Annotated in this window: 19 protein-coding genes; 8 read left to right on the top strand and 11 right to left on the bottom strand. The window is 57.2% G+C overall.

The window, feature by feature from the left end; translation table 11 throughout:
* Nucleotides 1-2,307, top strand: coding sequence for a helix-turn-helix domain-containing protein (locus DQG13_RS28890; RefSeq protein ID WP_113023666.1), 2,307 nt, complete (start codon nt 1-3; stop codon nt 2,305-2,307).
* A 157-nt stretch (nt 2,308-2,464) separates the two neighbouring features.
* Nucleotides 2,465-4,771, top strand: coding sequence for an FAD-dependent oxidoreductase (locus DQG13_RS28885; protein ID WP_113023665.1), 2,307 nt, complete (start codon nt 2,465-2,467; stop codon nt 4,769-4,771).
* A 444-nt stretch (nt 4,772-5,215) separates the two neighbouring features.
* On the opposite strand, the gene DQG13_RS28880 is transcribed toward DQG13_RS28885, so the two are convergent.
* Nucleotides 5,216-6,082 carry an SDR family oxidoreductase gene (locus DQG13_RS28880; RefSeq protein ID WP_113023664.1) on the bottom strand — a complete coding sequence of 289 codons (867 nt, stop codon included), beginning with the start codon at nt 6,080-6,082 and terminating at the stop codon, nt 5,216-5,218.
* Nucleotides 6,083-6,165: 83 nt separating this feature from the next.
* Nucleotides 6,166-6,585, bottom strand: coding sequence for an Rrf2 family transcriptional regulator (locus DQG13_RS28875; RefSeq protein ID WP_113023663.1), 420 nt, complete (start codon nt 6,583-6,585; stop codon nt 6,166-6,168).
* A gap of 212 nt (nt 6,586-6,797) precedes the next feature.
* Here DQG13_RS28875 and DQG13_RS28870 point away from each other — a divergent pair, with 212 nt between their 5' ends.
* The 3 genes from DQG13_RS28870 to DQG13_RS28860 all read left to right on the top strand — a co-directional run bounded on the left by DQG13_RS28870 (nt 6,798) and on the right by DQG13_RS28860 (nt 8,971).
* Nucleotides 6,798-7,508 carry a hypothetical protein gene (locus DQG13_RS28870; RefSeq protein WP_113023662.1) on the top strand — a complete coding sequence of 237 codons (711 nt, stop codon included), beginning with the start codon at nt 6,798-6,800 and terminating at the stop codon, nt 7,506-7,508.
* An 11-nt stretch (nt 7,509-7,519) separates the two neighbouring features.
* Entirely contained in the window at nt 7,520-8,074 is a 555-nt protein-coding gene (locus DQG13_RS28865) for a hypothetical protein (RefSeq protein WP_113023661.1), read from the top strand.
* A 150-nt stretch (nt 8,075-8,224) separates the two neighbouring features.
* Nucleotides 8,225-8,971, top strand: a complete 747-nt coding sequence (locus DQG13_RS28860; protein WP_113023660.1) for a class I SAM-dependent methyltransferase — start codon at nt 8,225-8,227, stop codon at nt 8,969-8,971.
* Nucleotides 8,972-9,017: 46 nt separating this feature from the next.
* On the opposite strand, the gene DQG13_RS28855 is transcribed toward DQG13_RS28860, so the two are convergent.
* From DQG13_RS28855 to DQG13_RS28825, 7 genes are all read right to left on the bottom strand, one after another.
* Entirely contained in the window at nt 9,018-9,245 is a 228-nt protein-coding gene (locus DQG13_RS28855) for a hypothetical protein (protein WP_113023659.1), read from the bottom strand.
* 73 nt (nt 9,246-9,318) lie between these two features.
* A complete protein-coding gene (locus DQG13_RS28850) occupies nt 9,319-9,411 on the bottom strand; it encodes a sporulation protein YjcZ (protein ID WP_113023658.1) in 93 nt (30 codons plus the stop codon).
* A 122-nt stretch (nt 9,412-9,533) separates the two neighbouring features.
* On the bottom strand, nt 9,534-10,001 hold the full coding sequence (locus DQG13_RS28845) for a spore germination protein GerPE (protein ID WP_113023657.1): 468 nt from the start codon (nt 9,999-10,001) through the stop codon (nt 9,534-9,536).
* 1 nt (nt 10,002) lies between these two features.
* The gene (locus DQG13_RS28840) at nt 10,003-10,188 is read right to left on the bottom strand and encodes a spore gernimation protein GerPD (protein ID WP_113023671.1); all 186 of its coding nucleotides are present in this window, start codon (nt 10,186-10,188) and stop codon (nt 10,003-10,005) included.
* Nucleotides 10,188-10,874: a spore germination protein GerPC gene (gene gerPC, locus DQG13_RS28835; RefSeq protein WP_181593062.1), complete on the bottom strand. Its 687-nt coding sequence runs from the start codon at nt 10,872-10,874 to the stop codon at nt 10,188-10,190. The genes DQG13_RS28840 and gerPC overlap by 1 nt, the downstream gene beginning before the upstream one ends.
* A 68-nt stretch (nt 10,875-10,942) precedes the next feature.
* Nucleotides 10,943-11,170, bottom strand: a complete 228-nt coding sequence (locus DQG13_RS28830) for a spore germination protein GerPB (RefSeq protein ID WP_113023655.1) — start codon at nt 11,168-11,170, stop codon at nt 10,943-10,945.
* Nucleotides 11,167-11,394, bottom strand: a complete 228-nt coding sequence (locus DQG13_RS28825) for a spore germination protein (protein WP_113023654.1) — start codon at nt 11,392-11,394, stop codon at nt 11,167-11,169. Before DQG13_RS28825 ends, DQG13_RS28830 begins: the two co-directional genes overlap by 4 nt.
* Nucleotides 11,395-11,572: 178 nt before the next feature.
* On the opposite strand from DQG13_RS28825, the gene DQG13_RS28820 reads away from it, so the two are divergent.
* A complete protein-coding gene (locus DQG13_RS28820) occupies nt 11,573-12,079 on the top strand; it encodes an Hsp20/alpha crystallin family protein (protein WP_146767228.1) in 507 nt (168 codons plus the stop codon).
* Here DQG13_RS28820 and DQG13_RS28815 read toward each other — a convergent pair.
* Both DQG13_RS28815 and DQG13_RS28810 read right to left on the bottom strand, forming a co-directional pair.
* Entirely contained in the window at nt 12,034-12,423 is a 390-nt protein-coding gene (locus tag DQG13_RS28815; protein WP_113023652.1) for a hypothetical protein, read from the bottom strand. The two genes, DQG13_RS28820 and DQG13_RS28815, sit on opposite strands and share 46 nt — an antisense overlap.
* A 250-nt stretch (nt 12,424-12,673) precedes the next feature.
* Nucleotides 12,674-14,860 carry an alpha-galactosidase gene (locus DQG13_RS28810; protein WP_113023651.1) on the bottom strand — a complete coding sequence of 729 codons (2,187 nt, stop codon included), beginning with the start codon at nt 14,858-14,860 and terminating at the stop codon, nt 12,674-12,676.
* Nucleotides 14,861-15,529: 669 nt separating this feature from the next.
* Here DQG13_RS28810 and DQG13_RS28800 point away from each other — a divergent pair.
* Complete coding sequence (locus DQG13_RS28800; protein ID WP_113023649.1) at nt 15,530-16,627, top strand: LacI family DNA-binding transcriptional regulator; 1,098 nt, start codon at nt 15,530-15,532, stop codon at nt 16,625-16,627.
* A 168-nt stretch (nt 16,628-16,795) separates the two neighbouring features.
* Nucleotides 16,796-20,107, top strand: a complete 3,312-nt coding sequence (locus DQG13_RS28795; RefSeq protein WP_113023648.1) for an alpha-mannosidase — start codon at nt 16,796-16,798, stop codon at nt 20,105-20,107.
* The last annotated feature ends 503 nt before the right edge of the window (nt 20,108-20,610 follow it).

Here is a 20,610-nt window from a genome sequence, read left to right as displayed (position 1 = left end):
ATGCTGATTGACCTCGCAAGGCGGAATGAGGGGGATTTCATGAATGTAAAGGGAGTCTTGAAAACAACTAGAAATAGTATCGTTTATTCCCAAATTTTATCTTATATATTGATTCTGTTCATTCCGATCATTTTCACGGGGATCGTTTATTTTGTTACGGTAGGGACCATTGAGCAAGAAACAAACCGGGCCAATCTTGCTATGCTAAAACAAGTTCAGCTGAATATGGACAATATTCTAAAGGATGCGGAGCGGTTGAGCTTTGATATTGCTTTTAACCCGGATATTCAATTGCTGGCCACCTCACAGGAAACCAACTGGAATAACAAACAGTATGAGGTTTCCCAGATCGTAAAAGATTTCAAAAGAATGAATATAACCAATGGCTACATCGATAATTTTTATGTGTACCTGAAAAACTTGGACGCTGTGATTTCTTCAACGGCAGCTTCAAGGAGCAATCATATGTACTCTGTACTTGTCAATAATGACATGGGGTATGAACAATGGATCGGAACTCTGCAAAATGTGTACAGCGGCAGATATATCGGGACTTCCGGATCGCTGGCTTATATGCGTTCCATCCCCGTATCAAGTACGGAGGAGTCCCTTGCCACAATCGTTATCCTGCTTAATAAAGAACGATTTACGGAAATGATTCAAAATATTCAATTGGTGCAGTATGGAAGCATCTTTATTTTGGACAGGGATAACAATATTCTTACATCAACTGCTTCTTTTCCTTTATCGGACATCTTGCAGGTGAATGAGCTGGACGATAGCGATAATATGCTGGTGAAGGGACAAGGAAAGGATTCATTAATCATCTCCTATACGGAATCCGATGTATCCAGGCTAAAGTATGTTTCCATTGTCCGGCGCGAGATTGTGATGGAAAAAAGTGAGTTTACCGAAAAATTAATGATTGCAAGCATTATACTCTGTTTAATTTTTGGGGGAGCGGTATCGGTTTTATTCACGTGGCGCAATTATAATCCGGTTCGCGAGCTCATCCGTATTGTCCAGAATGGGAAGATAAAGAACGCTTATGACAGATCGGGCAATGAATATCAGTTTATTTATGAGGCCATCCAGGATGCCCTTCAGGAAAAGGAAACCATCAACCGGAAGCTGAAGCAGCAAAGCAGTGTGGTGAGGGCGGATTTCCTGCACAAGCTGTTAAAAGGGAAGTTTGGCAATATATCTGTGCATCACAATGCCTTTTACGCTCTGGACATGCAGTTTATATCCAGCGATTTTATGGTCGTGCTTCTATCCATAGAAGATAAGGGCAAGCTCATTTCCTTGGGAACCGGAGATGATTTTGAAGCGAAGTCCAAGCTCCCCTCCTTTGTGATTACCAATGTTTTTGAGGAGCTTCTGGGAGAAGGGTATAAGAATTTCTTTACAGAGATTGATGAAAAAATCGTATTCCTGGTGAACCCGCAGGATTCTGAAGCGGTGGATCACGTGCAGGAATTGGTAAGCATTACAGAAGAGCTGCAAAGCTTTTTTGGCAAATATTATAATATGGTCCTTACCGTTTCGATCAGCGATGTTCACACGGGTATCCATGGCATGCAGGAAGCCTATCAGGAGGCCGTAGAAGCTCTGGAATACAAAATGATTGCCGGCAACGGAAAGATCATCAGCTTCCAAAGTGTGGAGAAGAATGTCAGAGATTATTTCTACCCTCTTGAAAAAGAGCAGAAGTTAGTGAATTGCATCAAATCCGGAGAGTTTGAAAAAGGAAAGCAATTGCTTGACGAGATTATTCGCTCCAACTTTATGGATGGAACTCCCACTGCGGAAATGACCAGGTATTTTATGTTTGACCTTGCAAGCACAGTCGTCAAAACAGTCAAAGAAATATCTGCCGCCGAGCCGGTGGAAAAATTGTTTGAATGTGAAACCATAGCTGAGCTGCAGGTGGAGATTACCAATATCCTATCCTCGGTATGTAAACGCATTCAATCGAAAACCGGCAATCGTTCCTACGAATTGAGCAGGAGTATCATGGAGTTTGTAAATCGCCACTATGGAGAGGTTACCTTAAATGTCGCGATGATTGCGGAAAATCTGGGAATTACTCCAAGCTATATGTCCAAGCTCTTCAAGGAACAAACCGGAGAGGCTTTGCCGGATTACATCAACAAGGTGCGGCTGGAAAAAGCGAAGAGCTTATTAAGGGATGAGAAGCTCAATATCTCCGACGCGGCTGTGAAAGTAGGATATTTAAACAGCAATGCGTTGATCCGCAGCTTTAAAAAATATGAGGGAGTCACTCCGGGAAAATATAAAGAGTGATGCTCCTTTTATTCCGCGGACCCGAAAGGGTCCGTTTTTGTATGGGCATGAAATAAAGGATATGGTTTCTATAAACAATGTGCATGTCAAAAGATAAAATGATGATTTACAATGAAATGGAGGATAAATACTATGCTTCTAACGGGGTGATCCTGGAATGAGGGAAGAAGTGGTTCGGTCAGACATTACCGTGGTTGGCGGCGGTCTGGCAGGGGTTAGTGCGGCAGTGGCGGCGGCCCGGTTGGGCCAAACAGTGGCGCTTATCAACAACCGTCCGGTGCTGGGGGGCAATTCCAGCAGTGAGGTGCGGGTATGGGTATGCGGGGCAACGGCTCACGGCACGAACCGGTATGCCCGGGAAACAGGCATTATGGGGGAATTGTTCACGGAAAACCAGTACCGCAATCCGGAGGGGAATCCGTATTTTTGGGATTTGACCATTCTGGAGACCGTGCGGGCGGAGCCGAACATCAGTCTCTTTTTGAATACGGATGTGCATGAGGTGGAGGCGGACGGGGATGCGGATAACCGGATCATCCGTTCCGTTACAGGCTGGATGATGGGTTCGGAGCGGAAAATCCGTTTTGAGAGCAACATGTTCCTGGATTGTACCGGAGACGGCCTGGTGGGTTTCCTGGCGGGAGCCAAACACCGGATCGGCCGGGAGGCATACAGCGAGTACGGCGAGGATTGGGCGCCGCAGGTTCCCGACAGCATTACTCTGGGAAGCACGCTGTTGTTCTACACCAAGGATACGGGCAAGCCGGTGAAGTATGTGCCGCCAACATTCGCCAAGGATATCACCAAAACCAGCATCCCCTTGCGCAGGGTGATCCGCAGCGGCGACAACGGCTGCTCTTACTGGTGGATCGAATGGGGCGGCGAACTGGATATTGTGGACCAGAACGAGCGCATCCGCGATGAGCTGTGGTCGGTGATTTACGGCATCTGGGATTATATCAAAAACTCCGGGCAATTCGATGCGGACAACATGACTCTGGAGTGGGTAGGTTCCGTGCCGGGCAAACGGGAGTACCGGCGTTTTATCGGTGACTACGTGATGAAGCAGCAGGATATTCTCGCCCAGGAGCCTTTTCATGACCGGGTCGGCTTCGGCGGCTGGTCCATCGATCTGCATCCGCCCCAAGGGGTTTACTCCGAGGAGAGCGGCTCCAAGCATCTGCATGCGGACGGCATTTACCATATTCCGTACCGCTCCCTGTATTCGGTGAATGTGTCCAACCTGCTGTTTGCCGGACGGAATGTCAGCGCCTCCCATGTGGCCTTCGGCACCCTCCGGGTTATGGCCACCTGCGCCATTATGGGCGAAGCGGCAGGCGTCGGCGCGGCGCTGGCGTCCTTCCTGGGCATTACGCCCCGGGAGGTGGGGGAACGGCATCTGGCGGAGCTGCAGCGGACGATGCTCCGGCACGATGCCTCCATTATCGGCATGGCGCTGGATGACCCCGAGGATTTGGCCCGGCAGGCGGCGGTAAGCGCTTCTTCTACGCTGGCCTATCCCGCTTTGGAGCAGCCTGGAGGAGAGGTGTATGCGCTGGCCCGTGATACGGGGCTTCTGTTCCCGGTGGGTCCATGCGGACTTGGCAAGCTGGAGCTGCTGGCAGATGTGGCCCGGGCGGATGAGCTGCGCGTGGAGCTGTGGGAAACCGGCAAGCCGGAAAACTATGTGCCGGCCAGCCTGGTTGCCGAAGCTGCGGTTAAGGTTGCTCCGGGAGAGGGCCAGTGGATTTCGCTGCCGCTCTCTTGGCAGCCGGACCGCCTGCAGAATGCTTTTGTTGTCATCCGGGCCAACGAGGCGGTTTCCCTGCGTCATGCCCAGGGACCTCTCACCGGCGTGCTTACCTTCATCAAGGGCGACAAGCCCCGGGTTTCCTCCAGCATGGAGGATCACCAGCCGGATCAGCCCGTGGTCCAATGGAGCATGAGGCAGATGGTGCGCAAGGCGTTCTGCTTCCGGGCGCTGCCGTTGGAGGAAGTTGGCGGAGGAGGAGTGGCGGGAGCCGCAGCGGCGGCTGCCTCGCCGTATGCCCCCGCATCCGTCACGGACGGTTATCTGCGGCCGTATGGCGGCCCCCACTCTTGGGTGTCCGCGCCGCTGGCGGAGCAAGGGGAGGCGTGGCTGGAGCTGGCGTGGCCGGAGCCGGTCAGCTTTAATGAAATTCAGGTTATCTTTAATGATGATGTAAACGAGGACCTTATCAATCTCCATCATCACTTCACCCCGTTCCCGGTTATTCCGGAGCTGGCCCGGGCGTACCGCCTGGAGATCCCCGGTCCCGGCGGGGACGGATGGGTTACCTTGGCGGAGGAGGACGACAACCGCAAGCGCAACCGGGTGCACCGGCTGGCCGCGGAAGCGAAGACGGACCGGCTGCGGCTCACCGTTGCCGGCACCAACGGCGGCGCTTATGCCGAAGTGGTGCACATCAGCGTGAGAGTGTAGCCGGGGAGCGCCTGGGCTGGCGGGGCGGGGGAGGCGGGGGGAGCCCGGCCCCGCAGGGCGGAGCCAGGGAAATAGCGGAAACGGAGTTCCGCTATTTCTCCTCCGCAGACAGCAAAACGGCGGATAACGGAAGAGAATTTCCGTTATCCGCCGTTTTTTGTGTCGGCCGGGCCTGGTGGCGGGAGGTTAGCGGAAAATGGTTTCCGCTAACGTGGGCGCCGGGCCCCGGCAGGGGCAAATAGCGGAAGGCTAGTTGCCGCTATTCCTCCCTGTAGGCGGCAAAACGGCAGATAACGGAAGGGTACTTTCCGCTATCCGCCGTTTTTGCTGCCTGCTGCCCCTGGGCTGCGCCCAATAGCGGAATATTTCCTTCCGCTATATCCCTCCCGCAGCTCGCACGGTGCCGATAGCGGAAAGAAACCTTCCGCTATCCGGAGCGGCAGCTCAGCCCCTGGCTTCCGCCACCAGCTTGGGCAGAGCCTCCGCCACCGGGATGGCAGGACGGCCCAGCAGCTTTTCGAAGTCGCCGCTTATTATGTCCAGGGTTCCCTGGCGGATACCGGCTTGAATGGCTGCCAGCATCGGGATGACGAAGTCCGGCACACCGGCGCTTCTCATAATTTCCCCATAGGCTGCGTCATCCACCTGCTGCACCGGTACCTCCCTGCCCAGCGCAGCTCCCAATGCGGCGGCAAACTCGGCCTGGGTCAGCGGCGCGCCGGACAGCTCGTAGATGGTGTTCTCATGCCCGCTGCCAACCAGCACCGCCGCCGCGGCTTCGGCATAGTCCTCCCGCAGCGCCCAGCCCACCCGGCCATTGCCGGCGGAGGTGATCCATGGGGCTCCCGCCAACACTCCCTGAATACTGGACAGTTCATTTTCCAGGTACCAGTTGTTGCGGAGGAAGGAGTAGGGGATGCCGGTTGCCAGAATGGCTTTTTCCGTATGGCTGTGCACCGGGGCCAGGAACAGGGAGCTTTCCTGGGCGTTGCCCACGCTGGTATAGGCGATAAAACCTACCTTTGCTTTGGCGGCGGCTTCTACAGCATGGGTGTGCTGGCGGATGCGGGTCTCATTATCCCCGTCGGCGGAGATGATCAGCAGCCGGTCGATGCCGGCGAAGGCTTGCTCCAATGTCTCCGGCCGGTCAAAGTCCCCCTGGCGGACCTCAACGCCCAAGGTGCGGAGTCCCGCCGCCTTTTCAGGATTGCGGACGCTGACAGCCAATTGGTCCGCAGGTATCTTCTTCAGCAAAGCCTCCACCACTTTGGACCCCAATTTGCCGGTTGCGCCTGTCACTAAAATCTTCATAATTGTCTACCTCCTGAAATAAGAGTAATAACCAATTTGGTTACAACAAATTTATAAGAAGAATAAAAGCCCTATACGAGCTTTTATTCCTGAAACTGGCCCATCAGCCGCTTCAGCGTAACGCCTGACAGCTGCGCTTCCATAGCCGACTGCGCAGCCTGGAACTCGGTTTGGAGAACCTGCTCAATATTGCGTCCTACAGGACACTTGATGTTGGAATTCACATGGATTCCAAACAGCTGCTCCTCCTCCGCGGCATTCACCGCCCGGTAAATATCCAGCAGGGTAATCTCCTCCGGGCTGCGCAGCAGATAGGCGCCGCCGACGCCGGGACGGACATCCACAAGCCCCGCTTTTTTCAACATGCCCATAATTCTGCGGATCACCACAGGATTGGTATTTACACTTCCGGCGATAAAATCACCGGTGCATTCGTGGGGCAGCAATGCGATGAGGCAGAGGGTATGGACGGCCATGGATAAACGTGTGCTAATTTGCTTCATGTAGGTCACCACCGTTGTAACCAGTATAGTTACATTAAAAGCGGATGTCAATCCGCCTTAGATGGCGCATGTCGAATTCACTCCCAAATAAAAAAATATGTAGAAAAATTGGTTATGTTTATGTATCATATATGAAAAAAGCACCATTTTATGAACTGCCACGGTCAAATGGGGGCATCCCCGTTTAAATATGATTTTCAGGAGGTAGTAAAATGGCTTATTGCACACAATGCGGCGCGGAATTAACCGAGGAACCGCATCTTTGCTCTGCCGCGGGCCAGCCCATGTCAGGCAAGGTGGACACGTCGCTGCTCCTTCATCTATTGAAGAAGCCCCAGGCCGGGCTGTCCTTGTCGCCGGGGAAGGATTTTCTTTATGGCTTCATTGGCATTGGAGCTTCCTTGCTCGGCTTTTTCCTGTGGGGACTGGCGCTTAAAAAGGAGCTGGTCAGCTCTATTGCAGGAAGTGTGGGCTCCGTCGACTTCTTTGGAGGTGCGTTCAGCCAAGCCGTGAAAGGCGCCGGGAAAAAGGTTCCGCTTGCCTCGAATCTTCTTTTGCTGGCCATTATTTCCCTGGTTGTGCTGTTCGGCACTCTGTGGCTGTTGGGCAATTGGAAGGGCCGGGCCAAAAGAGACTGGAAAGACATTATTACATACTTTGGAGCCATGCAGCTTACATTCGGTGCGGTCTACGCAATTGCCGCCATTTTGGCCTTTATTTCATTGAACCTTTCCATTCTGCTGGTTGTGATCGGCCTCTTAACCTCCCTGGTGATGACTTGTTTTGCCGCGCAGGAGATCTATGGCTATTCGGAGGATCAGCGCTTTATCCAATTTGGTTTGGCTATGGCAATCTATGTGGTCATTACCCTGACGGCATCGAACCTGCTGTTGAAGGATGCGGTCAGCTCATTGCTTTTATAATTGGAAAAAGGTTGGGATTCTATAGGAAGATTGCCGGCAAAGCCAATCGCCCTCGCCATGCCCCGCATTTCCCTAAGCCGAAGGGCCAAGATTACTTCGATGGCAATTGGGGGAGCCGCGGCAAGGGAATCGGCACAATCGCCATCAATGTGATCTATGAGGCCGCGCTTTCCTGGACGCAAGCCGGCAATGCCGGAGACGTCTCGCTGCTTAAGGGCGCAAGCCCCAGCGGAGCCTACTATAAAGAGGTCTCCGCCGACATGACGAAACCCGCGGAGAATAAAACCGCCCTGGTCAGGGTGGCGATAGACCCCGAATCCATCCAGATCAAGAACAATCAGATTATAGTGGATGCGACAGAACACTATCTGAACGAGAAGAGCACCTCGTTTTTCTCAACCGACAAAAACAGTACGGCAAGCTGGAGCTACACCCTTGAGAAAATGCCGGATCAGGATGAATGGTGGATCGTTTCCCACGGCAGGAATTTTTGGGGAAGAAATGCGTTAAATGCAAAGAATGCCGTTATGAAAAATAACCCGGATGTTTCCGCAACCGAAAGTTAGAAGTTGATGGGTGCGGAGCATAAGGGCAAATGAACAAGGCTGTCCCTTTTGGGGCAGCTTGTTTCTATATCCGAAGGAGAACGTATAGCAGTCTTTTGTTCAATTCCCGGTGAAGGGGGCATATACTAGAGGACTGGGGGAGGATATGCAATGGATTATATGGATATGCTGGCGAAGCTGGGAGTCGGGAATGCCCATCCCGGAGGCTATGCAGGCACCCTGCGGCTCATCACTCACTTTGGCTTCCGGCATGGCCAGTCCGTGCTGGAGGTAGGCTGCGGAACGGGAAGAACCGCCTGCCGCCTGGCGGCAATGGGCTGCAGGGTCACTGCGGTGGACAGCCATCCGGTAATGCTGGAGAAGGCGGAAAAACGCGCCGCCGCAGAGGGAGTGCAGGTCCGTTGGATGAAGGGGCTGGCCGAGGAGCTGCCTTTTCCCGATCATTCCTTCGACCGGGTGCTGGTGGAATCGGTGACGGTGTTTGCGGATGCCGGGAAAGCAATTGCCGAGTATCTCCGGGTTCTGAAGCCGGGAGGGCTGCTCCTGGACCGGGAGCTCTTGGCGGCGGGGCCGCTTCCGGAGGAGCTGGCGGCGGAGCTGCGGGACAGCTACGGGATTGCCCGGCTGCGGACGGCGGAGGAATGGAGGCGGCTGCTGGCGGATAAGGGGTTTGGCGAAACGGCCCTTTGGGATTACCGGCCCATGACCCCGCAGCTGTGGGAGGATGTGGTAATGTTTCCCGATCCCCACCAGTTTGCCGACCGGGACCTGGGGCGATTCCCTACCCTGTGGGAAACTGCCCGCCGCTACGATGAGCTGATGAATGCCCACCAATCCCTGTTTGAGCATGGTGTGATCATCGGCCGCAAGCGGCAGGCAGGGGGACAACCGGGGTGAGGGCCGGCGCAGCGCAATACCGCGAAGATTGTGGCGGCAAAGCGATTTACAGCACCTTGTTTTTGCGCATCAGCTTCAGCAGCTTGCCGAAGGAATAGTCCGGGGACGCATACAGCTTCATCAGGTCCTGGGACCAGTCCGGCGCCGTTCCCGATCTTGCATGCTTGCGCAGCGTTTTCATGGAGCCCTTCAGCCGGGCTCTTTCCTTTTCCAGCTCCTTCTTGATGGTGGTCATGCCCTTCATGGCATCCCGGGCTTCTTTTTTGCTGATCATGGTGTTCCCTCCCAACCTGGAATATGGAAAAAAGCGGCTGCCCGGGGGCAAGCCGCTGTACCGGTTTATGGAGTTACAGGATAAACGGGCGGGAGATGATAACCAGCAGAATGAACAGAACCAGAATAAATCCAGTCGAGGTGTAAAGTCCGGCGGCTGCGCTCATGGTTCCTTCCTCCTTTCGTTCTTGATCTGCTGTATTCTATGTGGAGGAAGGCGCCTGCGTATGGTTATATGTCCCGGCTTGCCGGACGGATGCCGGTTTTTGGGCGGTTATCCCGGGATGGCCTATGTTCCGGCCTGGCTGCCCGGGGCTTCCCCGGTCAGGACGCCTGTGCCGCCCCCGGCTTCGGCCAGCTCCTGATAAGGCTCCTGCTGCTGGGCTTCCTCCCTGGTATCGTATTGCCGGATATGGAGGGTCCGGTTTTCCAGGTCGATCAGCCGGGTGCTGCCGATCTGCAGAACAGTCGACGCGGACAGTCCGTAGATGGATATGGCTCCCACCTGAATCGACGGGCAAGGGTTCCGCCGGTTCATCAGCACCTCATCGCTTGGGGTCACCACCGGCAGCTCCAGGCTGTAGATGGGGTACGCCCCCAAGTTTTCCCCTTCGTTGCCCTGAAAGTTGGGCGTCTCCTGCTGCACGGCCAGCACCTTGGACACTGCCGCCATCCCGCAGGAATCCCCGAACTGGACGATGGAGCTGATCTGGCTGGAGATAATGCGCACGCCGCCTACAATGGAGGTCCGCAGCATGTCAGGTGGTCCCTTCAGAGGCAAACGGCACCAGCGGCCCGATAATCAGGGACTCCGCGGGGGTATCGAAGACGGAGGAAGCGGTAATCGCCTCCGTATCCCCAATCAGCACCACCGAGGCGCTGCCGACGCCGACAATATGAATGCAGCCCACCTGCAGCCCGTGATTGGTGACATTCATTTCCATCATCCGGAGCTCTCCTTTCCATAGCCGTCAAAAAATGTCTTAAGTCCGTTCCGCACATCCTGCCTGACCTTTTCGACTACAGGAAGGGCATCCTGGGCAGCCGCATTTTCGGCAAAAGGATGCTCCTTGATATATAGCATAAAACGCTGCTCCGCCTGTCTGGACAAATCCTCCGTAATCCGCTGGCGCAGCTCCGGAACCAGAGGAATGCCGGCAATGCCGGCGGCCTCATCAATATCCTGGGGCAAACCCTGGCGCAGATAGTCCTGCATGGATGCCATGGCCTGGGTATAGGCCTGATCAGGCGCGGCGGGCCCGGACAGCTGGATGTCCTTGGCATCGGCATTGGCCGCCTGCAAATCCTCAATCAAGCCCTCCGCTCCATGGGCAAGCCCGATGTGCAGAGAACCGGAGAGAGTGTCCACCTTCAGCTGCTCAAACCGGTATTCGATTTTATCGATGCGGGTGGAAGGCTGGTTTTCCAGGCTGGCGACGCTTTCCTCCAGATCCTCCAGCTTCGGCGCAAGACGGGCCAATTCAAGCTCGACGGCCCTCAATTGGGCGGATAGTCCGGCCATGGCATTCTCCAATCCCGCAAGCCGTTCCTCTGTCTGGATTTGTTTTTGGGCCATCCACCCCAATCGCCGCAGAATTTCCTGCAGATGCCACAGCAGCACCGGGTCCATGCCAACACCCCCTCGTATCATGTGTACGTTCCGGAGGAGGGATGTATTACATCAACCGCTTGCGGCTCCTACCGGAGCGCCGGCAAAGGCACCAGCGGAACGGAGGGCAGCGCCGCCCCCGGCGAAGAAACCGTCTCCCCGATTTCGGGAGCCGGTCCGGTGAAGCCGCCGGTATTGAAGTTGTTGGATAAGCTTTTGACCAGGCCGGCCGAGCCTACCTGGAAGACCGAGGAATTGGCCAAGGAGTTGATGGTCAGGCTGCGGATGGTAATGGTCTGGTACACATGCACGATCATGGCGAAGCCACCTTGCTGTTGGAGCTATCCACCAGATCGGGGTCATTGGTGTTGGTGGAGCTGAGGCCGTTGTTGGTAACCGGCAGATCACCGGTAATAAAGGAGCCGGAGCCGGCAAAGGTTTTGGTGCTGCTGGTGGGGGAGAGGAACACAGCGTCACCGAATTGCACGATGGAGCTGGAGCCTACGCTGACGATTTTGACATAACCGACGATGGCGGGCATGCTGCATTCTCCTTTCCGCATAGCGTAAACTGTTGTTACCAGTATATGTGGGTAGAAGCCCAGATGTGCTCCTTTTTGCTGTGGGGGAGTGTGGCATTTGCCCAGTAGGCGCATAGAATAGCCTAAGAGCCGCTTTGGCCGAAAGATTCCATTTGACTTAAGGAAATGGGGGAGCATCATGGCGCACCGGGGACGAGAACGGCCGGATTGGGGTGGAATGGAGCAGTGGATGGGCGGACATTTCCCGTTCATGAACGATAAAATCAAGAAGAAAATGGGAGCGGGCGGCACGGATTGGGTGGAGGAGTATGTTCAGGATGTGTTGAAGCGCACCTTTTCCCAGCGGACGGGGTCTTTCTTTCCCGAGGCAAACGAACGCGCCGAAACCTCCGAATCCGGCCACGGGCTGGATTATGATTATGAAACCTTTGAAACCCATAACAATGTCATTGTCCGGATTACCGTGCCGGAGGATGTGCAGGTGCGCAATGTGCGCCTCTACGCGGGCAGCATGCAGCTGAAGGTGGAGCAGGACCCAACCCGCAAGAGCATGTATATTCCGCTCCCGTCGGAGGTGGAGGGGGGAAGCGTCAAGGCGAGCCTGAAGGACCGGGTTCTGGAGGTGCGCTGCCCCCGGCGTCAGGAGGCGGAGGTATTCCAGGAGGTGCGGGTCCGGTATTTGTAGAAGCTGGGCGGGGGAACCGGCAAGCTGCCGGAGAAGCTGGGGAACATCATATCGGCGAGCTGCCCGACGCCATCTCCAACCGCTGCTGCCAGAGGGGAGGCGCCGGGCTTTTTGGTGTTTGCCGCTGCTTCGTGGCAGCCTGCCTGTATCCAGGCACAGCTTAATCCGGGGATGCCGGTCCGGAAGCCCTGGCGCTTGGCCTCGGCGGCCTGCTTCTGCCGGTCCTCCTCCGTCTGGAGGAGACAGGCCTCCACACCGTAGAAGCCCCGCCGGAAATCCCGGATTTGCTTGGCGGCATCGAAGCCGCCGTATTGGCCGATGAGAAACGAACGGGAGGTTTTCATGATTCACCTTTTTCGGGGTTGATGATTAACGGAATAAATGGTTTAGGTGCTTATGATCCGGCTTGCTTATCCCAGTTCCGCACCCGCCAGAGGATTCCTAAACCATTATACCGCTGATTCCACCATTCTTCATAAGAAAGTAACGAGAGGCTCTGAAGCCCGTTCCCACAAAAAAACAGCGTCCCCCGGGCATCGCCGGATGAACGCTGTTGGATGGTATGGCTCTTGTTGAAGCTGAAGCCGAAGCAGCCTATTTGGCCACCGCCGCCAGATGGTACAGCTTGCTCTTGAAGTCGCCGCCCAAGTCCGGGACGGGCAGTCCGGCGTACATCAGCCGGTCGCCGCCGTATACCTCTCCGGTTTCCTTCAGGAGGTAGTCCCGTTCCGGATCAAGCCCGGCCAGGCGGATGCGCGCACTTGGGGCATTGGGCTCCGCCAGCACCTGGAAGTAACCGGCCAGGGCTTCGTTTTTGTCGGCGGACACAAACATCCATGCCGTTACATTGCCCTCGAAGGGGCTTTTCAGCCGGTACATATCCCCTTGCTGCACCAGGGTGCGGATTTCCTTGTAGAAGGCCACCTGGGCTTTAACCTCTGCTTTTTCCTCATCGGTAAAAGCGGTCAAGTCCAGCTCATACCCGAAGTTGCCGGACATGGCCACATCGCCGCGCATGGACAGCGGAGTGGTGCGGTGAACCTGATGGTTGGGCACCGCGGACACATGGGCGCCCATGGCGCTGGCCGGGTACGCCAGGCTGGTGCCGTACTGGATTTTGAGCCGCTCCACGGCATCGGTGTTGTCGCTGGTCCAGGTTTGCGGCATGTAATAAAGAATGCCCGGGTCAAAACGTCCTCCTCCGCCGGAGCAGCTTTCAAAAAGCACATGCGGGAAGCGGGAGGTGATCTGCTCCATCACCTTGTACAGACCCAGCATGTAGCGGTGGGCGGTTTCGCCCTGACACCGGGCGGGCAGAAGAGCGGAGCCCACCTCCGTCATATGGCGGTTCATGTCCCATTTTACATAGGAGATGGGGGCGGATTCCAGAATGGCGGATACGGCCTCTACAATGTACGCGCATACGTCATCGCGGCTCAAATCCAGAATCAGCTGGTTGCGGCCGGTGCTTCTGCGCCGGTCCGGCACATGCAGGCACCAATCGGGATGGGCCTCGTACAGCTTGCTCACGGGGCTGACCATCTCCGGCTCAAACCACAGGCCGAATTGCAGGCCCAGGGCGTTGACGCGCTGCGCCAGATCATCCAGTCCCTGGGGCAGCTTCTTGGTGTCCACCACCCAGTCTCCCAGGGAGGTGGTGTCATCATCCCGCTTGCCGAACCAGCCGTCATCCAGCACCATCAGCTCGATGCCCAAATCCTTGGCGGTTTCGGCGATGGCGACAATCTTGTCGGCGTTGAAATTGAAGTAGGTGGCTTCCCAGTTGTTGACCAGCACCGGACGCGGCTCATCCCGGTAAAGCCCTCTGACCAGACGGGTGCGGTACAGCCGGTGGTAGATGCGGGACATGCCGCCCAGGCCCTCCGACGAATACACCATCACGGCCTCGGGGGTCTGAAAAGATTCGCCCGGCTCCAGCAGCCAGTTGAAGCCGAAGGGGTTGATGCCCATGGCCACGCGGGTATTTTGAAGTTGGTCCACCTCGGCGTAGGCCGTGAAATTGCCGCTGTACACCAGGTTCAGCCCGTATGCGTCCCCGTGCTCTTCGCCGGTTCCGGGGGAGACCAGGGCCAGGAACGGATTTTGCTGATGGCTGCTGGCCCCGCGTTTGCTGTCTATCCCTTGATAGCCGTACACCAGCGGCCGGCGGGCGAGGTGGCGTTCACGCCCCCATGCCCCGGACAGCTGGATCAGCTCCTTGTCGGCGCCGTGGAAATCCACGTTTACGGACAAGGCCCGGAGCAGCTTCAGGGGAGCGGAGCCGGAATTGCTGAACCGCACGGACCGGGTGATGGCGTCCAATTCCTCCAGAACGGAGTAGGAAAGCTCCGCTTGCAGCCCGGCAAGCTTGTCCTCCAGGATGATGACCAGCGTGTCTGCTTCGCTGTCGTTTTCCACATATACGGCGGGCAGCCCCTCCAAAGCGGGTTTGCCTTTTTGGATGGAGTGGGAGACATAGGTCAGCTCGGTAATGTTTGTGCCGTTCTGCAGCTCTGCCTGGTAAGCGGGCTCGCGGAAATCTCCGGCGCCGTAAGCCGGGTATTCCTGGGGAATGGTGTCCAGGGATACCTTGGGGTTATCGGTGACGGGGGAAAACGCCACTCCCTTCAGAATCAGCAGGTCGGATACATCGGGAGAGCGGAGCTTTTTGCCCCAGTAGAGATGGTTCAGGTATCGGCCTTCCATAAGCGACATAACATAGCTGGCGGTGCGGGTTTGCAGGTGAAACAGATTCGTCCCGCGGTCAAAGCGGATGGACATAGTAAGACCTCCTCAGGGCTTTCCGCAAGGAAAGCCGGCATCGTAAGCATAAGCCGTATCAATCATTATTATACCGTCCGCCCGCCTTTATTCGAATGGAGTGAAGAAGGATGGACATGGACAAAAGTAGTTTGCGGCGGCTCTGAAGGGGGGCCATGTTCGTGAGAAAAACTCCTATTGGAGTCTTTTCGCGGATGAGCGGCTGCGTTTAGCGGAGGTTTCCCTCGCCAAGCAGGCTGCTTGCTTTGCGTATTTTAGTGCTGTACGAAATTTGAGCATTCTGTTGCGTCAAAAAATCCAGGCGCTTTTGTGAGAAAAGGATGGACTATGGGTGATTACACGTGTTATCATATATCTGTTGGTGACACGTGTTATCATCTCTTGGGAAAGGTATGTCCATGATGCAAAAGTGCAGTTATTTCATGGGTCAGCCGCTGAAACGGAGGGTCATCATGCAAAAGTGCAGTTCATTCACGCGGATTTCAGCCTTTTTGGCGGTTTCAAGCGAAATAAGTGCACTTTTGCATGATCGGAGCAAAAAAGGGGGCTCGCAGCCCAAAATAACTGCACTTTCGCATTATAGCATTGGCAGGCGCTGGACCTATGTCAAGATGGCGCTGGAAAACTGAGATATATGCCACTTTACTATGATAAAAGGGGAATGATCCCATGAAACGGCCCACCAGCCAGGATGTGGCCAAGCTTGCCGGGGTTTCCCGGGCGGTGGTGTCCGCCGTCCTGAACCGGACGCCGGGCATCCGCGTCAGCCCGGAGAAGCGCCAAGCCGTATTGGATGCCATTGCCCAATTGGGCTACCGGGCGGATGCCCAGGCGCGGGGGATGCGCACCGGGCGCAGCCGGACCATTGCCGCTTACGGCAATTTGGACAATCCGATGTTTTTGCAGGTGCTTCAGGGGGCCCAGCGGACTTGCATGGAGGCGGGATACCAGCTTCTTTTGTACGGCAAAAGCGGCGATCTCGGTGAAAGGGAGGAGCTGCTGGCGCTTTACCAGGAGCGGCGAATTGATGGGCTTCTCACCAAGGATACTACAGGCTTTGTGGATGAGGCCTTCGCCGCCATGGTCCGGGAAGCGGGGCTGCCCTTCATCTCTGTGGAGGGATACCCCGAGACGCCAGAGGTGCGGTCTGTGCTCATGGATTACGGCGAAAGCATCCGCATGGCGCTGGACTATATGTGGGGGCGTACGGGACAGTATCCCGCTTATATCGCGGCTTACCATGGGGAGCCGCCGGGCACCCTTCGATGGGGAGACCGCCACCGGCTCGCCGCGTATGAGGGCTGGATGCGGGAGCGGGGGCAGCCGCCCCGAATATTCCGGCTGGGCCTGACCGGGCCGGAGCGCGTGGCGGAGAGGCTGACAGACCCGGAACGCTTGACGGAGCCGGAGCGCTTGACCGAGCCGAAGCTCTTGACGGAGCCGGAGCGCTTGACGGAGCTGCTGGCGGGTCTCCCCCGTCCTGCGGCGGTGCTGTGCAACTGGTTTGCTGCCAGCGCTCTGGTGTACCGGGCAGCCGCCGGATTGGGATTGACCGTCGGCCGGGATCTGTATGTGATGTCCGCCGACAACACCGCCCAGGCCAACCGCTATATGGTGCCTGCTCTCAGTTCGATTGAGGTGCCGTACTCCCAAATGGGGGCGGCTGCGGCGGAGCGGGTAATCAATCTTGCCGAGAGCAAGGAGCAGGGGGATGCGCCGGCGAAAATCTGGATTCCGCCCCGCCTGGCCCCGGGAGAAAGTGTTTAGAAGCAGGCTGTTTTTGCGAAAATGCTGATTCCACAAGCTAATGCTTACGATGCGAGTTTTGCTTACGCAAAACTTAGCTTACGCTTACGAAGCAGGCTATCCTGCGGATAGCCCAGCGGATGCTTACGAAGTAGGCTATCCTCCGGATAGCCCTTAGGAGGATGGGACATGTTTTGGACTGTTGAAAAGCTGGAGCAGCGTATCCGGTCGCTGGCGCCTTACCGGTACAGGGATGCCAGGGCCATCGGAGAAATGATGTTGACGGAAGACCCTGAAGGGGAAATTGGAGCCCGTCCGCCTGGAGTGGACATTTCCGGGCCGCTTGTGGGCCGTCCGGTTCAGCGCGGGGCTGTTTGGAGCGGCCGGGACCGCTACCTTTGGCTCTCGGCCACGGTGCAGGTGCCCAGAGCATGGCAGGGCCGCAAGGTGCTGGGCCGCTTTGATTTCGGGCAGACGGGAGGCGGCAACAACAGCGGCTTCGAGTCCCTTCTGTATATCAACGGGGCCCCTTGGCAAGGGGTGGACAGCAATCATCAGGAGGTGTTTCTGTCGGAAACCGCGCCCGGGGAAGCACTCCGCCTGGATTTCCGCCTGTGGTCCGGGCTGGGCGGCTACCAGCCCGACGCCGTGCCGGAGCACCGGCTGAACCTGGCGGAGCTGTGCTGGCTGGACGAGGCGGCGGATGACCTGTATTTCACCGCCTGGTCGGCGCTGGAGACGGTGCAGCAGCTCCCCGAGGACAGCGCCGACCGTGCGGCGCTTTTGTCCCTGCTGGACGGAGCTTTCCTGCGCCTGGATTGGTCGCGGCCCGGATCGGAGGCCTTCTATGCTTCTGTGGCGGAGGCCCGCGACATGCTGGCGGAAGGGCTTGGCCGGATGAAGCGGGACCATCCGGTGGAGGTGCGCTGCATCGGCCACACCCATATTGATGTGGCCTGGCTGTGGCGGCTCCGCCATACCCGGGAAAAGGCGGCGCGGTCTTTTTCCACGGTGCTGCGGCTGATGGAGCAGTATCCGGAGTATCTGTTTTTGCAGACGCAGCCTCAGCTCTACGATTACATCAAGCAGGATTACCCGGACCTCTACGCTCGCATTAAGGAGCGGGTGGCGGAAGGGCGCTGGGAGGCCGGGGGCGCCATGTGGCTGGAGGCGGACTGCAATCTGACCTCCGGGGAGTCGCTGGTGCGGCAGCTGCTGTATGGAACGCGGTTTTTCCGGGATGAGTTCGGGGTGGAGTGCAAATATTTGTGGCTGCCGGATGTGTTCGGCTACAGCTGGGCCTTGCCGCAGATTCTGAAAAAAAGCGGCATCGAAATGTTCATGACCACCAAAATCAGCTGGAACCAGTACAACCGTATGCCTCATGACACTTTCCTCTGGCGGGGCATGGACGGGACGGAAATTCCCGCCCATTTTATTACCACCCCTGAACCGGGGCGTCAGGAGGGCTCCTTTTTCTATACGTACAATGGGATGATTACGCCTTTTACTGTGCAGGGCATCTGGAAGGCCTACCGGGACAAGGAGCTGAACCGCAATCTCCTCCTGGCCTACGGGTACGGCGACGGCGGAGGCGGAGTAAACCGGGAGATGCTGGAGATCCGCCGCAGGCTGGAGGATATGCCGGGGCTGCCGAAGGTGACTACGGGACGGGCGGATGAATACTTCCGGGAGCTCAAGGAAACGCTGGACACTTCGTCTGCTTATGTCCATACCTGGGACGGGGAGCTGTATCTGGAGCTTCACCGGGGCACCTATACCAGCCAGGCGTACAACAAGCGAATGAACCGGAAGCTGGAGCTTGGCTACAGGGAGGCGGAATGGCTGGGAGCGGTCTCCCGGGCGGTGTCCGGCAGCTGGGAGGGCTTCCGGCAGGCTGATCTGGCCGAGGGCTGGCGGATTATACTGCGCAACCAGTTCCATGACATTATTCCCGGCTCCTCCATCCGGGAGGTCTATGAGGACAGCCGGGTGGAATATGCGGAGGCGGAGGCGCTGGGGCAAACCGCATGGGAAACCGCGCGGGAATCGCTAGCGGAGGCGAAGGGATTTTCGGGCGCGGGCCCGGGAGCGCCAGCGGCAGGAATGGGGGCGGCGGACGGTGTCCGGGCGGAGGAGACATACACCGTCTTCAACAGCGCCTCCTTCGCGAGGCGGGAGCTGGTTACGGTTCCGTTCATTCCCGGCGGAGCCCAGGAGACGGCTGTATTTGTGGATGAAAAAGGCCATGTGCTTCCGGCGCAGCGGGGAGAAGCGGGTTATGCGGTGCTGGCCGGTCCCGTTCCACCCATGGGGGCTTGCCGAGTTGGCAGAGCAAGTGCAGGTGCAGGAGCAGGCCGGGCGGCAGGTCTTCCGGAGGCGGCGGACGGCCATCCGGGGGCAGCCGGCTTTGCCGGGGCAGGAGCTGCGGCGTCCGGTAGGGGCGATATGCCTTTTTCCTATAAAAACGGCCGGCTGGACACTCCATTCTACCTGCTGGAATGGAATGCTTCCGGACAGCTGACCCGGATTTATGACCGGTCGGCGGAGCGCGAGGTGCTGGCGGCAGGGGCCATCGGCAATCTGCTGCAGGTGTTTGAGGACCGGCCCAAGGGCAGGCATGAGGCGTGGGATATCGATATTTTTTATACGGAAAAAATGACCCCGGTTACGCAGTTGGAGACCGTACAGCTTACTGCGTGCGGTTCTCTCTATGCCTCTGTCCGGTTTGTGTACCGCTATATGGACTCGCGGATCGAGCAGACTCTGGTAGCCTACAGCCACTCCCGCAGGCTGGACTTCCGCACCCATGCGGACTGGCATGAGTCCCGCCAGCTTCTGAAGGTGGCTTTCCCCGTGGATATCCGGGCCACCGAGGCCACCTACGACATCCAGTTCGGCAATGTGAAGCGGCCTACCCACTGGAATACAAGCTGGGACTGGGCGCGTTTCGAGACGGTGGGCCACCAGTGGGCGGATCTTTCCGAGCGGGATTACGGCGTAAGTCTGCTGAACGACTGCAAATACGGCTATGCCATCAAGGACAATGTGCTGCAATTGACGCTGATCAAATCCGCCATGGTCCCTGATGCCACCGCGGACCAGGGGGAGCACGTGTTCACCTATGCCCTCTATCCTCACGAGGGAGATTGGTATCATGGGGGGACGGTACAGGAAGCATGGGCGCTGAACAGCCCGCTGCTGTGCGCCGCCGGGGCCTCCCGGGTGCCGGACGGCTCCCTGTTCCGGACAGATGCGCCCCATGTGTTCATCGACGCGGTAAAGAAGGCGGAAGATTCGGACCATATGGTGGTGCGGCTTCACGAGTTTGCCGGCAAACGCGGTCCGGTAAGGCTGGGGAGTGACTGGGGCGTGCTTTCGTACCAGGAATGCGATCTGCTGGAGCGCCCGTTGGGCGAGCCGGTGGAGGGAGCGGAGCTGCCGCTGACTGTGAAGCCGTATGAAATCCGGACCTTCCTGGTCCGGTTCCGGGATCGGTGAAGCTGGCGGCCGGGGCCAAAGCGGAATAGGGACACCGAGGCTATTGGGCGGCAAGAGGCAGGCAGATACCGGCGCAGACGGCTATCAGATGTCAAGGAGGCGGAGGCGCAGAAGGCTGTCAGATGTCTAGGAGCGGAGGCGCGTAAGCGGCAGACCGGAGACGGACGACAGATACGGTTAGCAGGGGGCAGATGCGCCGCTGGGCGGGAGCTATCGGCTGCTTAGCAGGAGATTAGCGAAGGCGACTTCCGTTAAATGCTGCCGGGTAACGCCGGCGGCATACGGGAAATAGCCATCCATGCTGCGTTTCCCGCCGCACCTTTAGACCGATGGAAATGTCGGAGAGGCCCTCAAGCCCGGCTTGCCGGTTTCGAGGCTTCCATAACACCATCCGACTGCGGCAAGGACCAGTGTTATTTCAGGGTAGCGGAAAAACGGTTCCGCTGATATGAACGAAACCTGTCAAGCGCCGCTGTCGCACCTTCGTTTTTGGCATGCTCCAA

Source organism: Paenibacillus sp. YN15 (assembly GCF_003285005.1).
GTDB lineage: Bacteria > Bacillota > Bacilli > Paenibacillales > NBRC-103111 > Paenibacillus_AR.
Note: the sequence above shows the minus strand (reverse complement) of the source record. Positions and strands in the feature narration are given on the sequence as shown.